This window comes from Enterobacter sp. UPMP2060, assembly GCF_053709655.1.
In genome coordinates this window covers 93,917-110,865 of sequence record NZ_JBSKJQ010000010.1, presented here as the reverse complement: position 1 = coordinate 110,865, position 16,949 = coordinate 93,917, and the positions used below count along the sequence as shown (strand labels likewise).

12 protein-coding genes and 2 pseudogenes are annotated in these 16,949 nt (G+C 53.0%); 10 read left to right on the top strand and 4 right to left on the bottom strand.

Features of this window, described 5'->3' with window-relative positions:
* Positions 1-42 precede the first annotated feature (42 nt).
* Positions 43-1,365, bottom strand: a complete 1,323-nt coding sequence (gene xylA, locus ACWKXN_RS17945; protein ID WP_087823749.1) for a xylose isomerase — start codon at positions 1,363-1,365, stop codon at positions 43-45.
* A 371-nt stretch (positions 1,366-1,736) separates the two neighbouring features.
* On the opposite strand from xylA, the gene xylF reads away from it, so the two are divergent.
* The 4 genes from xylF (at position 1,737) to xylR (ending at position 6,714) form a co-directional block, all read left to right on the top strand.
* Positions 1,737-2,729 carry a D-xylose ABC transporter substrate-binding protein gene (xylF, locus tag ACWKXN_RS17940; protein WP_032650791.1) on the top strand — a complete coding sequence of 331 codons (993 nt, stop codon included), beginning with the start codon at positions 1,737-1,739 and terminating at the stop codon, positions 2,727-2,729.
* A 72-nt stretch (positions 2,730-2,801) separates the two neighbouring features.
* A complete protein-coding gene (locus ACWKXN_RS17935; protein WP_039261158.1) occupies positions 2,802-4,343 on the top strand; it encodes a xylose ABC transporter ATP-binding protein in 1,542 nt (513 codons plus the stop codon).
* The gene (gene xylH, locus ACWKXN_RS17930) at positions 4,321-5,502 is read left to right on the top strand and encodes a xylose ABC transporter permease XylH (protein WP_454544094.1); all 1,182 of its coding nucleotides are present in this window, start codon (positions 4,321-4,323) and stop codon (positions 5,500-5,502) included. The genes ACWKXN_RS17935 and xylH overlap by 23 nt, the downstream gene beginning before the upstream one ends.
* Positions 5,503-5,535: 33 nt before the next feature.
* Positions 5,536-6,714 carry a D-xylose utilization transcriptional activator XylR gene (gene xylR / locus ACWKXN_RS17925; RefSeq protein WP_048980297.1) on the top strand — a complete coding sequence of 393 codons (1,179 nt, stop codon included), beginning with the start codon at positions 5,536-5,538 and terminating at the stop codon, positions 6,712-6,714.
* Between the two features lie 38 nt (positions 6,715-6,752).
* Here the strand turns inward: xylR and ACWKXN_RS17920 are convergent, their stop codons facing one another.
* A complete protein-coding gene (locus tag ACWKXN_RS17920) occupies positions 6,753-7,577 on the bottom strand; it encodes a protein bax (protein WP_032661838.1) in 825 nt (274 codons plus the stop codon).
* A gap of 314 nt (positions 7,578-7,891) precedes the next feature.
* On the opposite strand from ACWKXN_RS17920, the gene ACWKXN_RS17915 reads away from it, so the two are divergent.
* The 4 genes from ACWKXN_RS17915 to ACWKXN_RS17900 all read left to right on the top strand — a co-directional run bounded on the left by ACWKXN_RS17915 (position 7,892) and on the right by ACWKXN_RS17900 (position 14,627).
* Positions 7,892-9,922 (top strand): alpha-amylase, encoded by a 2,031-nt coding sequence (locus ACWKXN_RS17915; protein ID WP_048980296.1) that lies wholly within the window; start codon positions 7,892-7,894, stop codon positions 9,920-9,922.
* Positions 9,923-10,112: 190 nt separating this feature from the next.
* Positions 10,113-11,369 carry a valine--pyruvate transaminase gene (gene avtA / locus ACWKXN_RS17910; RefSeq protein WP_454544093.1) on the top strand — a complete coding sequence of 419 codons (1,257 nt, stop codon included), beginning with the start codon at positions 10,113-10,115 and terminating at the stop codon, positions 11,367-11,369.
* A 622-nt stretch (positions 11,370-11,991) separates the two neighbouring features.
* Positions 11,992-12,789 (top strand): collagen-like triple helix repeat-containing protein, encoded by a 798-nt coding sequence (locus tag ACWKXN_RS17905; RefSeq protein WP_223862643.1) that lies wholly within the window; start codon positions 11,992-11,994, stop codon positions 12,787-12,789.
* Positions 12,790-12,908: 119 nt separating this feature from the next.
* Complete coding sequence (locus ACWKXN_RS17900) at positions 12,909-14,627, top strand: ShlB/FhaC/HecB family hemolysin secretion/activation protein (RefSeq protein ID WP_454544092.1); 1,719 nt, start codon at positions 12,909-12,911, stop codon at positions 14,625-14,627.
* Here ACWKXN_RS17900 and ACWKXN_RS17895 read toward each other — a convergent pair.
* The gene (locus ACWKXN_RS17895; RefSeq protein WP_454544091.1) at positions 14,611-15,066 is read right to left on the bottom strand and encodes a 4Fe-4S dicluster domain-containing protein; all 456 of its coding nucleotides are present in this window, start codon (positions 15,064-15,066) and stop codon (positions 14,611-14,613) included. The genes ACWKXN_RS17900 and ACWKXN_RS17895 overlap by 17 nt on opposite strands.
* Positions 15,067-15,159: 93 nt before the next feature.
* A pseudogene (locus tag ACWKXN_RS17890) lies at positions 15,160-15,513 on the bottom strand (helix-turn-helix domain-containing protein); the annotation flags it as partial.
* A 48-nt stretch (positions 15,514-15,561) separates the two neighbouring features.
* Here ACWKXN_RS17890 and ACWKXN_RS17885 point away from each other — a divergent pair.
* Together ACWKXN_RS17885 and ACWKXN_RS17880 are read left to right on the top strand one after the other, a co-directional pair.
* Positions 15,562-15,663: pseudogene (locus tag ACWKXN_RS17885) on the top strand (hypothetical protein); the annotation flags it as partial.
* Between the two features lie 196 nt (positions 15,664-15,859).
* Positions 15,860-16,936: a type I restriction endonuclease gene (locus ACWKXN_RS17880; RefSeq protein WP_033147017.1), complete on the top strand. Its 1,077-nt coding sequence runs from the start codon at positions 15,860-15,862 to the stop codon at positions 16,934-16,936.
* Positions 16,937-16,949 lie beyond the last annotated feature (13 nt).

Below are 16,949 nucleotides of genomic sequence, written 5' to 3'. Positions count from 1 at the left end.
TGGCGCTAACGCTTACCGGGCCTACGTGCATCTTCAGCTCAATCACTTATCAAACAGATAGTGGTTTACGAGATTTTCCAGCAGTTCCTGGTGCCCGCTCTGGTGCTGCGGCGCCAGCTGCTGTTGTTCAGCGTACTTCGCAATTTCCGCCAGCGATAACTGACCTTTCAAGATTTGCTGGCCCAGCTCACTGTTCCAGCCGCTGTAACGCTTCGCTACGCGTTTATCCAGCTCGCCGTCTTCAATCATACGAGCCGCCACTTTCAGCGCCAGCGCCATGGTGTCCATCGCGCCAATGTGGCCGTAGAACAGATCGTATTTGTCGGTGCTCTGACGACGCACCTTGGCGTCAAAGTTCAGGCCGCCGGTGGTGAAACCGCCCGCTTTGACGATTTCGTACATCACCAGCGCATTCTCTTCCACGCTGTTCGGGAACTGATCGGTGTCCCAGCCCAGCTGTGCATCGCCACGGTTCGCATCGACAGAGCCGAAAATGCCCAGCGCAATGGCAGACGCGATCTCGTGATGGAAAGAGTGGCCCGCCAGCGTGGCGTGGTTGGCTTCAATGTTCACTTTGATCTCTTTTTCCAGACCGAACTGCTTCAGGAAGCCATACACCGTCGCCACGTCGTAGTCATACTGATGCTTGGTCGGTTCCTGCGGTTTCGGCTCAATCAGCAGCGTGCCGCGGAAGCCGATTTTGTGCTTATGGTCGACAACCATCTGCATAAAGCGGCCAATCTGCTCGCGCTCCTGACGCAGGTCGGTGTTCAGCAGCGTTTCATAACCTTCACGGCCACCCCACAGGACATAGTTCTCGCCACCCAGCTGATGCGTAGCGTTCATTGCCGTCACCACCTGCGTGGCTGCCCAGCTAAACACTTCCGGATCCGGATTGGTTGCCGCGCCCGCGCCGTAGCGTGGGTTGGTGAAGCAGTTTGCCGTGCCCCAGAGCAGCTTCACGCCGCTTTGCTGCTGTTTCGCCGCCAGTACATCCACCATCTGCGCAAAATTGTTCAGATACTCTTTCAGCGACGCGCCTTCCGGCGACACGTCCACGTCATGGAAGCAGTAGTACGGTACGTTCAGCTTGTGGAAGAACTCAAATGCGACATCGGCTTTGCGCTTTGCCAGCTCAATGGCCTCACCCGGCTGCTGCCACGGGCGGTCAAAGGAACCCACGCCAAACATATCGGCGCCGTTCCAGCAGAAGGTATGCCAGTAACAGGCGGCAAAGCGCAGATGATCTTCCATGCGCTTACCCAGCACCAGCTCATCCGGGTTGTAGTGACGAAATGCTAAAGGATTGGTCGTTTTTGGGCCTTCGTAACGAACACGATCGAGTTGGTCGAAATAAGCTTGCATATTGAGCTCCATAATCAGGGTATGCGGCGAGTCGTTGATACAGGAGTAATAGTGAATAGACATTTTGGGTTGCTCAATTACGTTATTTCACACTGCTATTGAGAGAATGCACAACTGTGCGCTGGCTCGCAAAATAATGCGCAGACAAACTATTTTTCGGCGCGTATTCCAGAATCAAATGTAATTAAGACGTTACGTATTTTAAAATCCGATCGCGGTCATAAATTTAGAAATAAACCAAATATCATAATGAGAAGATAAAAATCTGTAATTGCCAGCCCGCCTTTCCGCGTTAAAAATTTGCTGCGTCTCAGTAGTGAATGTTTCTTTTATCTCAGCAACACATACCCCTACAAAAAGGCCTAATAATTATGAAGATAAAGAACCTGACTCTAACGCTCTGCACTACGCTTCTCCTTGCAAGCTTTGCAGGACATGCCAAAGAGGTCAAAATTGGCATGGCGATTGACGACCTGCGCCTGGAGCGCTGGCAAAAAGATCGCGATATTTTTGTGAAGAAAGCAGAATCTCTCGGCGCAAGCGTGTTTGTTCAGTCGGCTAACGGCAACGAAGAAACACAAATGTCGCAGATCGAGAATATGATCAACCGTGGCGTCGATGTTCTGGTCATTATCCCCTATAACGGCCAGGTATTAAGTAACGTGGTGAAAGAAGCCAAACAGGAAGGCATAAAAGTCCTGGCCTATGACCGCATGATTAATAATGCGGATATTGATTATTATATTTCGTTCGACAATGAAAAAGTCGGGGAATTACAGGCGCAAAGCCTGATCGACAAAGTGCCTCAGGGCAATTATTTCCTGATGGGCGGCTCTCCGGTAGATAACAACGCCAAACTGTTCCGCGAAGGGCAAATGAAAGTCCTTAAACCGTACATCGACAACGGGAAAATTAAAGTGGTTGGCGATCAGTGGGCCGACGGCTGGCTGCCAGAAAACGCGCTGAAAATTATGGAAAACGCGCTGACGGCCAACAACAACAAAATTGATGCGGTTGTGGCCTCCAACGATGCCACTGCAGGCGGGGCTATCCAGGCCCTGAGCGCACAGGGGCTGGCCGGAAAAGTCGCCATTTCAGGACAGGATGCCGATCTCGCTGGCGTAAAACGCATTATCGCAGGCACCCAAACCATGACGGTCTACAAACCGATTACCCAGCTGGCCAATACGGCGGCGGAAATCGCCGTGGAGCTGGGCAATGGCAAACAACCTAAAGCAGACGCAACGCTGAATAACGGCCTGAAAGACGTTCCGGCTCGCCTGCTCACGCCGATTGAAGTCAATAAAGAGAACATTGACGCCACCGTGGTTAAAGACGGTTTCCACAAGAAGAGCGAACTGTAATCCGGCGCGGCCCCTGCTCTGCGGGAGCGCATCACGTTGTACTGTTCTTCCCTCGGGTTATGTGGAGCGGTTATGCCCTATTTACTTGAAATGAAAAGCATCACCAAGCGCTTCGGCACGGTGAAAGCCGTCGATAACGTTAGCCTCCGGTTGAACCCCGGCGAAGTGGTTTCACTGTGCGGCGAGAACGGCTCGGGCAAGTCGACGCTGATGAAAGTGCTGTGCGGGATCTACCCACACGGCAGCTACGAAGGCGAAATCGTCTTTGCCGGTGAAGTGATTCAGGCGACACACATCCGCGATACCGAACGCAAAGGCATCGCCATCATCCACCAGGAGCTGGCGCTGGTGAAGCATCTCACCGTGCTGGAGAACATCTTTCTCGGTGCCGAAATTTCCCACCGCGGCGTGCTGGATTACGACACCATGACGCTCCGCTGCGAAAAGCTGCTGGCGCAGGTGAGCCTCAACATTTCACCGGATACCCGCGTGGGGGATCTGGGCCTGGGTCAACAGCAGCTGGTCGAAATAGCGAAGGCGCTAAATAAACAGGTCAGGCTGCTGATCCTTGATGAGCCAACGGCCTCGCTTACCGAACAGGAAACCGCGGTTCTGCTCAACATCATCCGCGATCTGCAAAACCACGGCATCGCCTGTATCTACATTTCGCACAAGCTGAACGAGGTCAAAGCCATTTCGGACACCATCTGCGTGATCCGCGACGGGCAGCACATCGGCACGCGTGAAGCCGCGGGCATGAGCGAAGATGACATCATCACCATGATGGTGGGCCGCGAGCTGACGGCGCTCTACCCGAATGAGCCTCACGCTAAGGGCGATGAAGTGCTGCGCGTGGAAAACCTGACCGCGTGGCACCCCGTTAACCGCCACATCAAGCGCGTCAATAACGTCTCGTTTTCCCTTCACAGCGGTGAAATTCTTGGGATTGCCGGCCTCGTCGGTGCCGGACGCACCGAAGCCGTACAGTGCCTGTTTGGCGTGTGGCCGGGGCGCTGGGAGGGCACGGTTTATATCGACGGCCAGCCGGTGAAAATCGACAACTGCCAGCAGGCGATTGCCCACGGTATTGCCATGGTGCCGGAAGATCGTAAGAAAGACGGCATCGTACCGGTGATGGCGGTGGGTAAAAACATTACGCTTGCGGCACTCGATCGGTTCTCCGGCGCGCTGAGCAGCCTGGACGACGCCGCCGAGCAGCAGTGCATCCTCCAGTCGCTTGCCCGGCTGAAGGTCAAAACCTCCTCGCCGGAACTGGCGATTGGCCGTCTGAGCGGGGGAAACCAGCAGAAGGCGATTCTGGCGCGCTGCCTGCTTCTCAATCCACGCATATTAATTCTTGATGAGCCAACGCGCGGGATTGATATCGGTGCCAAATATGAAATCTACAAACTGATTAATCAGCTTGTACAGCAAGGGATTGCCGTCATTGTCATTTCGTCTGAATTACCCGAAGTGCTCGGACTGAGCGACCGCGTGCTGGTCATGCATGAGGGAAAACTGAAAGCCAACCTGATTAACCAGAACCTGACGCAGGAGCAGGTGATGGAAGCCGCTTTAAGGAGCGAACGTCATGTCGAAAAGCAATCCGTCTGATATCAAAGTCGCTGTTCCGACGCCCGGTGCGTTCGCGGGCTTAAAAGCGCTTAACCTGCAGGTTTTCGTGATGATCGCGGCCATTATCGTCATCATGCTCTTCTTTACCTGGATGACCGATGGCTCGTACTTAAGCGCACGTAACGTCTCTAACCTGCTCCGCCAGACCGCCATCACCGGCATTCTGGCGGTGGGCATGGTGTTCGTGATTATCTCCGCGGAGATCGACCTGTCGGTCGGGTCGATGATGGGTCTCCTCGGCGGCGTGGCGGCGATTTTTGACGTCTGGCTCGGCTGGCCGCTGCCGCTGACCGTGGCGGTCACGCTGGTGCTGGGTCTGGTACTGGGAGCCTGGAACGGCTGGTGGGTTGCCTACCGTAAGGTGCCATCGTTCATTGTCACCCTGGCAGGGATGCTGGCCTTTCGCGGGATCTTAATCGGCATCACTAACGGCACCACCGTCTCCCCGACCAGTGCAGCCATGTCGCAGATTGGCCAGAGTTACCTCTCGGATACCGTGGGCTTTACCATCGGTTTGGTGGGGTTGCTGGGGTTTGTCGCGTGGCAGTGGCGTGGACGCATGCGCCGTCAGGCGCTGGGGCTGGCTTCTCCAGCGTCAACGTCGGTAGTGGGGCGTCAGGCGCTCACGGCGGTCATTGTGCTGGGCGCCATCTGGCTTTTAAACGACTATCGCGGTGTCCCGACACCCGTCCTGCTGCTGGCGCTTTTACTGCTGGCAGGTATGTTTATGGCGACGCGCACCGCGTTTGGCCGCCGTATTTATGCCATTGGCGGCAACCTTGAAGCTGCCCGTCTCTCGGGTATCAATGTCGAACGTACCAAGCTGGCGGTTTTCGCCATTAACGGCCTGATGGTCGCTATCGCCGGGTTGATCCTTAGCTCGCGTCTGGGCGCCGGCTCGCCCTCCGCCGGTAACATCGCCGAGCTGGATGCTATCGCCGCCTGCGTCATTGGCGGCACCAGCCTCGCAGGGGGTATCGGGAGCGTGGCGGGCGCGGTCATGGGGGCATTTATCATGGCGTCGTTGGATAACGGGATGAGTATGATGGACGTCCCGACGTTTTGGCAGTATATCGTCAAGGGGGCCATTCTTTTACTGGCAGTCTGGATGGACTCGGCCACCAAGCGACGGGCCTGATAACCGTATTGTGACTTAATTGGGAAGTGAGCCATGTTTGAAAAGCGTCACCGCATTACGTTGTTATTCAATGCCAATAAAGCCTACGACCGTCAGGTGGTGGAAGGCGTTGGTGAATATTTGCAGGCGTCGCAATCCGAATGGGATATTTTTATTGAAGAAGATTTTCGCACCCGTCTGGAGAACATCAAAGACTGGCTGGGCGATGGCGTCATCGCCGACTATGACGATCCCATCATTGAGCAGCTGCTGACCGACGTCGACGTCCCGATTGTAGGCGTCGGCGGCTCTTACCATGCGCCCGAACACTATCCGCCGGTCCATTATATTGCCACCGATAACCATGCCCTGGTCGAGTCCGCCTTTCTTCATTTAAAAGAGAAAGGCGTCCATCGCTTCGCGTTTTATGGTTTACCAGCCACCAGCGGCAAGCGCTGGGCCGTTGAGCGAGAACACGCGTTTTGCCAGCTGGTCGCACAGGAGAAGTATCGCGGCGTGGTGTACCAGGGGCTGGAGACCGCACCAGAAAACTGGCAGCACGCGCAAAACCGCCTGGCGGACTGGCTGCAAACGCTGCCGCCGCAAACCGGTATTATCGCCGTGACGGACGCTCGCGCGCGGCACGTGCTGCAGGTCTGCGAACATTTACACATTCCTGTGCCCGAAAAGCTGTGCGTGATTGGCATTGATAACGAAGAACTGACCCGCTATCTTTCTCGCGTGGCGCTCTCCTCCGTTGCTCAGGGCACGCGTCAGATGGGCTATCAGGCGGCGAAGCTGCTGCATCGTCTGCTCGATAAAGAATCTCTGCCGCTTCAGCGTTTGCTCGTGCCTCCTGTCCGCGTCGTGGAACGTCGCTCAACCGATTATCGCTCCTTAAGCGACCCGGCCGTCATTCAGGCCATGCACTACATTCGCAACCACGCCTGCAAAGGGATAAAGGTCGATCAGGTACTGGATTCGGTGGGCATTTCGCGTTCGAATCTGGAGAAGCGTTTTAAAGAAGAGGTGGGCGAAACTATTCATGCCGTCATCCATGCTGAAAAGCTGGAGAAAGCACGCAGCCTGCTCATTTCCACGTCGCTGTCGATCAACGAAATCTCGCAGATGTGCGGTTACCCGTCTCTGCAATATTTCTATTCCGTGTTTCGCAAGGAGTATGAGACCACGCCGAAGGAGTATCGGGATCGCTACAGCGAGGTGCTGATATAGAAAAGAAAACGCCTTCCAGTGGAAGGCGTTTTTTTAGATTACATATGGGCGGCGATTAAACGCTGGTTATCCTGGTACATGGCGAACAGATAGTTGTTATAGCTCTGTCCCTTTGTCGAATAACCTTTCAGCTTGTGGATCATCGTACTAGCCGTCACTTCCTGGTCCGCTTTACGCAGCTGAGCGCGTGATTTACGGAAAGATGAGTAGGCCGGATGCGTGTTCAGATTCACCACGTAGGCGCTGACGGAATCTTTCACAGATTCAAACTGCGAATAGCCTTTCACCTTGCCAGGGGCATTATTACAACGACCTTTCACACATTTCATGCCGAAAAGGTTGTTGTTGCTACGCGCAAGCTTAGAAGTACCCCAGCCGCTTTCGGCAGCAGCCATGGTCGCAACCATGCTGCCCGGGATGATATCCACACGCTCAAGGAGAGCATTCCACGGCACACGACGGGTGTTACCGTTCCAGCTCAGCTTGTAGCGCTTCGTGATATCTTTCAGACGCGCGCGCTCTGACGGCGACCAGCGGCTATCGTACTGTTTGGAAATCAGCCAGTTACGATCCGCAGTAATCGCGGCATTTTGACTCGTGATGTAAGGCATTACCGTCCGGAGAAACGCTTTTTTCCTTGGTGTTCCGGAAGGGTATTTTCGCAAATCAGGAAGTGAACTACTCTTTGCACTATTGCGAGAATACTCTTGTTTACTGCTAACCTTACTACTTGTCGTCTTTATTACGTGGGCTTTCTTACTCGTTGTATCCGTGTGCGTCTTCGCAAGCACCTCACCCGAAAATGCCGTGGTGAGTAACATGAGTATCGCAGCCCCATATCGTCGAATGGGAGTCGATATCATTAGGTCTCCTGGTCGGATGTAATCATCCCAACACCTTATTTTTTTCACAAATTTGAGAGCGGAATCTCAAATCATATCAAAAATAGACTTCAAGAGCACGTATAGAAATAGTCCAATTCCGAAACTATGTCACCTGAAACTTGCTCATAAAAACATCATTCCACAAAAACTGTGTGCGCTATCGCAGATAACTGCCTAATTTTGCGCGAGATCACTCATCCTCACGCTTCCTCCCGGCAGAAAGCGGCAGGGGATGAGTTTTTGCCCCTCGCCTGATGGCACACTGGTCAAAAATGCCGCGACAGGAAAAAGGAATGAAACGTACCGCATTAGCCTTTCTGATGTTACCCGCACTGGCGCATGCCGACTGGTCATCGCCGGGGTTTAGCGCATTTAGCGCCGAAGGCACCGGGGTCTTCACCAGCCAGGCAAAGCTTGCGAAGGGTACGCGTCCTCTGACGCTGAGTTTTGACAAGACGTGCTGGCAGCCTGCGGACGCGATAAAACTCAATGAGATGCTGTCGCTCAAGCCCTGTGACGGCACGCCGCCGCAGTGGCGTCTTTTCCGCGACGGTGACTACCAGATGCGGATTGATACCCGCTCCGGCACGCCCACCCTGCTGCTGACGATTCAGAGTGCCGCAGAACAGCCGGTTGCAAACGTCATCCGCCAGTGTCCGAAGTGGGACGGTAAACCGCTGTCGCTGGACATCGGCGATACCTTCCCGGAGGGCTCCGTCGTGCGCGACTACTACAGTAAACAGACGGCGACGGTGCAGAATGGAAAAATCACCCTGCAGCCAGCCGCCCACAGTAACGGCCTGCTGCTGCTTGAGCGCGCCGAAACCGACAAGCCCGCGCCGTTTAGCTGGCAAAACGCCACCGTCTATTTTGTGCTGACCGACCGTTATGTGAATGGTGACCCGGGCAACGACAACAGCTACGGTCGCCACAAAGACGGTATGCAGGAGATTGGCACCTTCCACGGCGGGGATCTCAGAGGACTTACCGGCAAGCTCGATTATTTACAGCAGCTGGGAGTGAATGCGCTCTGGATAAGCTCCCCGCTTGAGCAGATCCACGGCTGGGTAGGCGGTGGCACCAAAGGTGATTTCCCGCATTACGCCTATCACGGCTACTACACCCAGGACTGGACGAAGCTCGACGCCAACATGGGAACCGAAGATGATTTACGCCATCTTGTCGACGAAGCGCACAAGCGCGGGATCCGCGTTCTGTTCGATATCGTCATGAACCACGTTGGCTATGCCACGCTGGCAGACATGCAGGAATTTCAGTTTGGTGCCCTGTACCTTCAGGGTGATGAGCTGAAAAAGACGCTGGGAGAACGCTGGACGGACTGGAAGCCGGGCGCGGGCCAAAGCTGGCACAGCTTTAACGACTACATCAACTTCAGCGACAAAGCCGCATGGGAAAAATGGTGGGGTAAAAAATGGATCCGCACGGACATCGGCGATTACGACAACCCCGGCTTCGACGATTTGACCATGTCGCTGGCATTTCTGCCGGATTTGAAAACGGAATCCACGACGCCTTCCGGATTGCCTAACTTTTACCAACACAAGCCCGACACCCACGCGAAGGCCATCCCCGTATATACCCCGCGCGATTATCTGACCCACTGGCTCAGCCAGTGGGTACGTGACTACGGCATCGACGGTTTCCGGGTGGATACGGCGAAACACGTTGAGCTTGCGGCCTGGCAACAGCTGAAAGACCAGGCAAGCCAGGCGCTGGCCGCCTGGAAAGGGGCGAACCCGGACAAAAAGCTCGACAACGCACCGTTCTGGATGACCGGGGAATCCTGGGGCCACGGGGTGATGCAAAGCGATTATTACCGCCACGGTTTTGATGCGATGATCAACTTTGACTATCAGGAGCAGGCGGCAAAAGCGGTGGATTGCCTGGCCGATATGGATCTCACCTGGCAGCAGATGGCGGAAAAGCTGCAAAGCTTCAACGTGCTGAGCTATCTCTCATCACACGATACGCGTCTGTTCCGCGAAGGAGGCCAGCGCGCGGCGGAGCTGCTTCTGCTGGCTCCGGGCAGCGTACAAATCTATTACGGTGATGAATCCGAGCGTCCGTTCGGTCCGACGGGTTCTGATCCATTACAGGGCACCCGGTCAGATATGAACTGGCAGGACGTCACGGGCAAGCAGGCCCTAACCGTCGCCCACTGGCAAACGCTGGGCCAGTTCCGCGCCCGCCACCCGGCGATTGGTGAAGGCAAACAAACCACGCTGTCGCTGAACGAGGGGTATGGATTCGTGCGCGAGCATAATGGCGATAAGGTGATGGTGGTATGGGCAGGTAATCAATAACGGCACACTCCAGTTCCCTCTCCCTGTGGGAGAGGGTTAGGGTGAGGGGAAACCCACCAGAACTATTCACTACACAAATACACTTCCGCCCTATAAAACAACAAATCCGACCACATCACCCGATTTGCACCAGCACGGTGCTAGCGTTATGGTTACCCACTTTCAAAATAAGCTCGACAGATCACCTGCTATGACGTTTTCACTTTTCGGCGACAAATTTACCCGCCATTCAGGCATTACTCGCCTGATGGAGGATCTCAACGACGGGCTGCGCACACCGGGCGCAATCATGCTCGGCGGCGGAAACCCGGCTCAAATCCCGGAGATGAATACCTATTTCCAGACGCTGCTCGCTCAGATGCTGGAAAGCGGCAAAGCAACCGATGCGCTTTGCAATTACGACGGCCCGCAGGGTAAAACCGAACTGCTGGCACTCCTCGCCGAAATGCTGCGTGACGAGCTGGGTTGGGATATCGAACCACAGAATATTGCACTGACAAACGGCAGTCAGAGCGCGTTTTTCTACTTGTTTAACCTGTTCGCAGGGCGTCGCGCCGACGGCACCACCAAAAAAGTGCTGTTCCCGCTGGCACCAGAGTATATCGGCTACGCCGATTCCGGCCTGGAAGAGGATCTGTTCGTCTCCGCGCGCCCGAACATCGAGCTGCTGCCTGAAGGCCAGTTCAAATATCACGTCGATTTTGAACACCTGCATATTGGTGAAGAGACGGGCATGATCTGCGTATCGCGCCCGACTAACCCAACGGGCAACGTGATCACCGACGACGAACTGATGAAGCTGGATGCGCTGGCGAATCAGCACGGCATTCCGCTGGTGATCGATAACGCCTACGGCGTGCCGTTCCCGGGCATTATCTTCAGCGAAGCACGTCCGCTGTGGAACCCGAACATTGTCCTGTGCATGAGCCTCTCTAAGCTGGGTCTGCCGGGCAGCCGCTGCGGCATCATCATCGCCAACGAGAAAATCATCACCGCCATTACCAATATGAACGGCATTATCAGCCTTTCACCGGGCGGCATTGGCCCGGCGATGATGTGTGAAATGATTAAGCGCAACGACCTGCTGCGTCTGTCGAATGACGTGATCAAGCCATTCTATTACCAGCGCGTTCAGGAGACGATTGCGATACTTCGCCGCTATTTGCCGGAAGAACGCTGCCTGATCCACAAACCAGAAGGAGCAATTTTCTTGTGGCTGTGGTTTAAGGATTTGCCTGTCACCACCGAACTGCTCTACCAGCGCCTGAAAAAGCGCGGCGTTCTGATGGTACCGGGCGATTATTTCTTCCCGGGACTGGATAAGCCGTGGCCGCATACGCACCAGTGCATGCGCATGAACTACGTACCCGATCCGGAAAAAATCGAAGCGGGTGTTAAAATTCTCGCCGAAGAAATTGAAAAAGCCTGGCACGAAGGCAATTGTTAAATATTAAGGCTCTTCGGATGAAGAGCCTTATTTTTTATCGTGATCTATATATTTTATAAAGGATATATCCTTCAGCTTTATCCCCCCATTATTTAAAGGGATTATTTAGGATAATTCCTGTTGTTTTAATGGCACTATAGTAATTCAAAAATAATTAAGTAGACGTTAAATAATAACTTAATTAACTCATTGTTATATAAGATTTAAAACAAACAACGCTGGTAAAAAAATATCCTCGAAGCGAGTCTGTGTGCATTTTTAAAATACTGCATATACTCACTAATACGCCGCTCGGCGTTCTATTGCGTGGAGTATTTTTATGCTACCTAATAATGCTAGTCGCATCAGCGTAATTGCTGCTGCGGTACTGCTCGCGTTCTCTCTTTCTGCCTGCAGTGGAAGCGGTGGCGGATCTCACTCAACAGCCAAAAATAACCCTGCAACCGGAAGTAATACCGGCTCGGGTGATGGAAGTGGCACAACGGCTAATAATGGTGGTTCAGGCAGTAACGGATCTGGCTCAGGTTCAGGGACAGGCTCGGGCTCAGGCTCAGGAACGGGAACCGGAGGTAACGGCAGCGGAGGGACCGGAACGGGCAGTGGCGGCACAACCACTGCAGGCGTGAATACTGTGCTGGGTGATGCCGGTAAAACGGTGACCAGCGTCGGCTCTACGGTGGACAGTCTGGGAAGCCAGATCCCGACAAATAATCCTGTCACATCAACCGTTTCAACCACCGTCAGTGGTGTTGGCAGTGCCGTCTCTACCGTGGGAACAGGCGTCACCTCCGGCATTGGCGATCCGGGCAACGCGAACGGTGTCGGTACGACGGTTCAGGGCGTGACCACGTCGGTCACCTCATTGGGCAATACCGTCTCTACGGTAGGCACGGGCCTGGCAAGTTCGACATCGGGAACACCGGTTAGCGGCGTAACAGGCCTGACGGGCAGCGTGGTAAACAGTACCGGGCAGTTAGTCAGTAACACCGGCACAGGTTTAACCAACACGGTCAGTAGCCCTGCGGTAGCTCAGGTAACAACCGATACGACGACTGTGGTGAACAAGACGCTGGGCGGAGTACAAGGCGTGACGCAAAGCGTGGGCACCACAACAGGTCTGGGTACTCCGGTCAACGGCCTGCTGACGCAAGTAGGAAACACCGTGAGCGGCGTAGGCACCAACGTTAGCAGCAGTAATAGCGGGCTTAGCGGCGTAGGTCAGGTCGTTCAAAACGTCGGCCAGACGGTGACGGATACCGGTACGCTAGTGAAACCCGCCACCTCGACGACCGGAGGAGGATCAGGCTCTCTCACAGCTAATGCAAATGTGGCGGCCACGAACAACAGCCTGGGTGCGACGGTCAATACAACCCTCAATACCCTGACGTCGGGCGTTACCGCCAGCACAACAACACGTTAACCACCGGTCTACTGACGCCAAAACAGTAAAACGGTTATTGCCTTTCTGCGCCCCTGCTTCAGGGGCGCTTCGTACAGCGACACTCCCCCTAACCGGGAATGATGAACAGGGATAGCGCGATGAAAAACCATTTCCTTTTTTCGCTGACGGGGCTGGTTGTGTTGAGCATGGCCCGCGCCGATACACTGCCCTCTATTATTAACCCTGATAACCCGGCGCAAGTTTCTCGTAACGTTGCCCCAGAACAGACTGAGACCGTCCCACAGCCGAAAGTCAAAATAGAAAAACCGCAGTCAACGCTGACGCCTGAAACGCCCATTACCATTCATCACATTCAGTTTATTGGCGGCACGCGTTATCCCTTGCAGGAATTACTTAACCCCTTCAGGCCTTACGCCGGAAAAACCGTGCCGCTAAAAACGCTTACGGGGCTGGTAAATGATATTACGGCGCGCTACAAGGCCGACGGTTTTCCGCTCTCCTATGCCTGGCTGCCCGATAATAATTTCCAGCAGGGAAATATTAAAATTGTCCTGGTCGAAGGGTACGTGGCGCACAGCGACATAACCAGTAACAACCCCAATATCGCCGCGCGCCTTAAACGCTTGTCAGAAAAAATCATGGCGGAAAAACCGCTGTCTCAGGATACGTTCGATCGCTATAGCCAGCTGATGACCCGCACCCCGAACGTTCCGGTCACGGCCAACGCGCAGCTGCCAACCAATATCTATGGCGCGGCGGCGATGCAGATAACCGGTAATGAGGAGCGGAGCTGGAATATCGCCTCCACGATCGACACCCGTAAAGGGCAAGATTTAATGATGCTGAACGGAACGCTCAGCAATCTGACAAGCTATGGCGATCAGCTTGGCGTGGCTACGCTTATACCGTTAGATAGCAACACGCGAAAAAACTATGTGGGTCTGAACTGGCAGCAGTTTTTAAACGATGAAGGGCTGACGATGCAGATCAAAGGCAGCTATTACCGTGAAAATCCGCGGGATTTTTCCCCCCTGCTCACTTTGCCCAATAATATTCAGGTCGATTCGAAGCAAAAAACAACGCAATACAACGGCGGCGTCGCGTTTGGCTATCCATTGCTGCTGACGCAAAAATCACAAATTAATCTGACCAGCGGTTTTGATTATACCGACCGCCAGGATGACTATGCCCTGCAGGCCAGACTGCAGGGCAAAACCTACAGTCTGGACTCCGTCAACCAACACGCGCGTTATCCGGCGCTGGAAGTGGGTATCAATGGTGCACATCAATTCACAACCGCCAGCATCAGCGGCAGACTCAACGTACGACAGGGTATTGATGCGATGGGTGCCGATATCGTCTCAGTCCCTAAACCCGATATTAATTTTACGCTCACAAAAAGCTATCTGGACGCTGCCTGGCTGTTTGCCGACAAATGGCGGCTATCAACATCCTGGGAGGGAGACTGGTCAAATAACACATTGCCAGAGCCCGAACGCGTTAGCTTCGGTGCCCAGCGCTTTGGCCGTGGATATCAGGACAGTGAAGCAAGCGGTGATTACGGCTATGGCGGGCAGGTAGAACTGCGCTATATCAAGATGCGAAAAGAGAGCACCTGGCTTGCCACCATCCAACCCTATATCCTGGCCGATACCGCGCAAACCTGGTTTAACACGTCCGGTTTGCCCCATCAGCGGCTCGGGTCAGTGGCTGCCGGGGTGATGATAGGCGATACGCGCCACTATAGCGTCACGGTGGAGGCGGCACGACCCGTCGGGGATGTTCCGACAGACAGTCGCAACAGGGACTGGCGCTACAGTCTGACGTTAACGTGGAATTTCAATAAAATGCAGTAAGCTTTTCAGCCCGAATCCTGGCAGGGTCAACGCAGCGCAACGCGTGGGTTGGACAGGCCTCCACGCAGGCCGGTCCGCCTTCGCGATGCAGGCATAAATCACATTTCAGCGCCTGCGCCTTATTTCCCTCCAGACGCACCTGCATCGCCCCAAACGGACATGCCACCACACAGCTTTTGCACCCAATGCAGCGCGTCTGCTCAACGAGCCAGGCTCCCGCCGTAAGGCTGATGGCATGGGTTGGACAGACGTTAGCACACGGCGCGTCCTCGCACTGATGGCAACCCACTGCCGTAGTGTATGAACTTCCCTTAACCACCCGAAGGCGGGGCGCAAAGGCACGAGCGGAGACGGCGTCCTGATGCGACACCGCACAGGCCACTTCGCAGGTGCGGCACCCAATGCATTTTTCCGCATCCGCCATGATAAATCGGTTCATGTGTTACGCCTCGCGCACGTTAAAAGCCGGTACTGCACACATCTTACATAATGCCCGATTCAGCGAAGGTGTGATGGGTCAAACAGGAGGCGCTCAGCCGGAATTATTATGCTCTTTACAATACCGCCGTTTCCAGACGGCAGGTGTTAAGCCCGTATGCTTTGAAAATATTTGCCGAAAATAGCCCACGTCATTAAAACCAAAGCGGTTTGCTACTTAGGTAAGCGACGCAGAGCCATCCAGCAACAGCTTTTCCACTGCCCTGACGCGCTGGCGATGTATCGCCTCCGTCAGGGTTAAATGGAAAGTCCGGCGAAATACGCGCCCCAGGTAATCGGCATTGCAGTGCAACGCTTTTGCCTGCTGCGACGTCGAAAGCGGTAAATGAAACTGCGTGCGAATAAGCTGCTTCGCCTTCCACGCCATCGCCGCACCGGCCTGATCCACGCTGTCTCCATTCCCTGAAGAGAGCGACACCTGCTATAAAATCATCTCCAGCGCCAGCACTGCACGCTAACCTTTATACCCCGGTTCAGTTGGGCAAATAGGGGAGTAGCAGAGATGCGGATTTGGGTGGATAAACATAAACAAGAATAATGCCACCTTTATGAATATATAATATTTTTATCGAGCATCGGTGATGCCGAGTTCACTGATAATCATCGACTGAAAGACAATGTGATCTAACCCTCGGTATTGTTTTTTTGCAGCAGTTCAGCTCAGGTATACCATTGTCTGACATGCATTTTAGTGTTATTCCATTAAGACACACAGCTAAAAATAAGGACATCCCATGGAATTCACAGAAAGATTAAATGCCTTATCAAATAAAATAAAACAACAACTTGATGTAATTAATACTGAAGAAGCAACAAAAACTGCATTTGTAATGCCATTCATTCATAACGTTCTGGGTTATGATGTTTTTGATCCTTCAGAGGTAACACCTGAGTTTGTCTGTGATGTTGGTACAAAAAAGGGCGAGAAAATCGATTATGCTATAATGAAAAATAATGACGTTCAGATACTTATTGAATGTAAGAAAATTGGCGAACCATTAAATATAAATCATGCTTCGCAGTTATTCAGGTATTTTCATGTAACAAACGCCAGAATTTCAATCCTCACCAATGGACAAAATTATAAATTTTTTACAGATCTGGATGCTCCCAATAAAATGGATGAAAAACCATTTTTGGAAGTAGATCTTCTTGATATTGACGAAAATATAATACCTGAGCTAAAAAAATTAACTAAGTCTTCGTTTGATTTAGAATCAATTATCAATGCTGCTGGTGAATTAAAATATGTCAGCCAAATCAAAAAAATCCTGCATTCTCAGCTAAATAATCCTGAAGATGACTTTGTGAAATTTTTTGCATCCCGAGTTTATGATGGGATTCTGACTCAAAAAGTCAGAGAGTCTTTTTTTAACTTGACCAAAAAAGCTGCAAGCCAGTACATAAATGATCAGGTTAATGAGCGACTTAAGTCAGCTATTACGGGCATAACCCCAGCGATCATCGATACTCCAAATGAGTCATCACAGATTGAGGAAGACGAACATAAAGATGAAAGTGATGTGGTTACAACGCTAGAGGAGCTCGAGGGATATCATATTGTTAAAGCAATCACCAGAGCAGTACTGGAGGCACCCCGTATAACTCACAGAGATACCAAAAGTTACTTTGGTATTCTTGTAGATGACAACAACCGCAAACCCCTTTGCCGATTGCATTTTAATCGTACGCAAAAATACATCGGACTTTTCGACATAGAAAAAAACGAAACGCGTCATCCTATAACGACAGTCGATGATATCTATTCATTTGCTGATATCCTGAAAGCGACAGCAGCTCTATATAATTAATTTTTTACCCAGG

Coding starts and splice junctions, on each gene's coding strand:
- xylA (WP_087823749.1), bottom strand. CDS start 1,365: ATGCAAGCTTATTTCGACCAACTCGATCGTGTTCGTTACGAAGGCCCA.
- xylF (WP_032650791.1), top strand. CDS start 1,737: ATGAAGATAAAGAACCTGACTCTAACGCTCTGCACTACGCTTCTCCTT.
- ACWKXN_RS17935 (WP_039261158.1), top strand. CDS start 2,802: ATGCCCTATTTACTTGAAATGAAAAGCATCACCAAGCGCTTCGGCACG.
- xylH (WP_454544094.1), top strand. CDS start 4,321: ATGTCGAAAAGCAATCCGTCTGATATCAAAGTCGCTGTTCCGACGCCC.
- xylR (WP_048980297.1), top strand. CDS start 5,536: ATGTTTGAAAAGCGTCACCGCATTACGTTGTTATTCAATGCCAATAAA.
- ACWKXN_RS17920 (WP_032661838.1), bottom strand. CDS start 7,577: ATGATATCGACTCCCATTCGACGATATGGGGCTGCGATACTCATGTTA.
- ACWKXN_RS17915 (WP_048980296.1), top strand. CDS start 7,892: ATGAAACGTACCGCATTAGCCTTTCTGATGTTACCCGCACTGGCGCAT.
- avtA (WP_454544093.1), top strand. CDS start 10,113: ATGACGTTTTCACTTTTCGGCGACAAATTTACCCGCCATTCAGGCATT.
- ACWKXN_RS17900 (WP_454544092.1), top strand. CDS start 12,909: ATGAAAAACCATTTCCTTTTTTCGCTGACGGGGCTGGTTGTGTTGAGC.
- ACWKXN_RS17895 (WP_454544091.1), bottom strand. CDS start 15,066: ATGAACCGATTTATCATGGCGGATGCGGAAAAATGCATTGGGTGCCGC.
- ACWKXN_RS17880 (WP_033147017.1), top strand. CDS start 15,860: ATGGAATTCACAGAAAGATTAAATGCCTTATCAAATAAAATAAAACAA.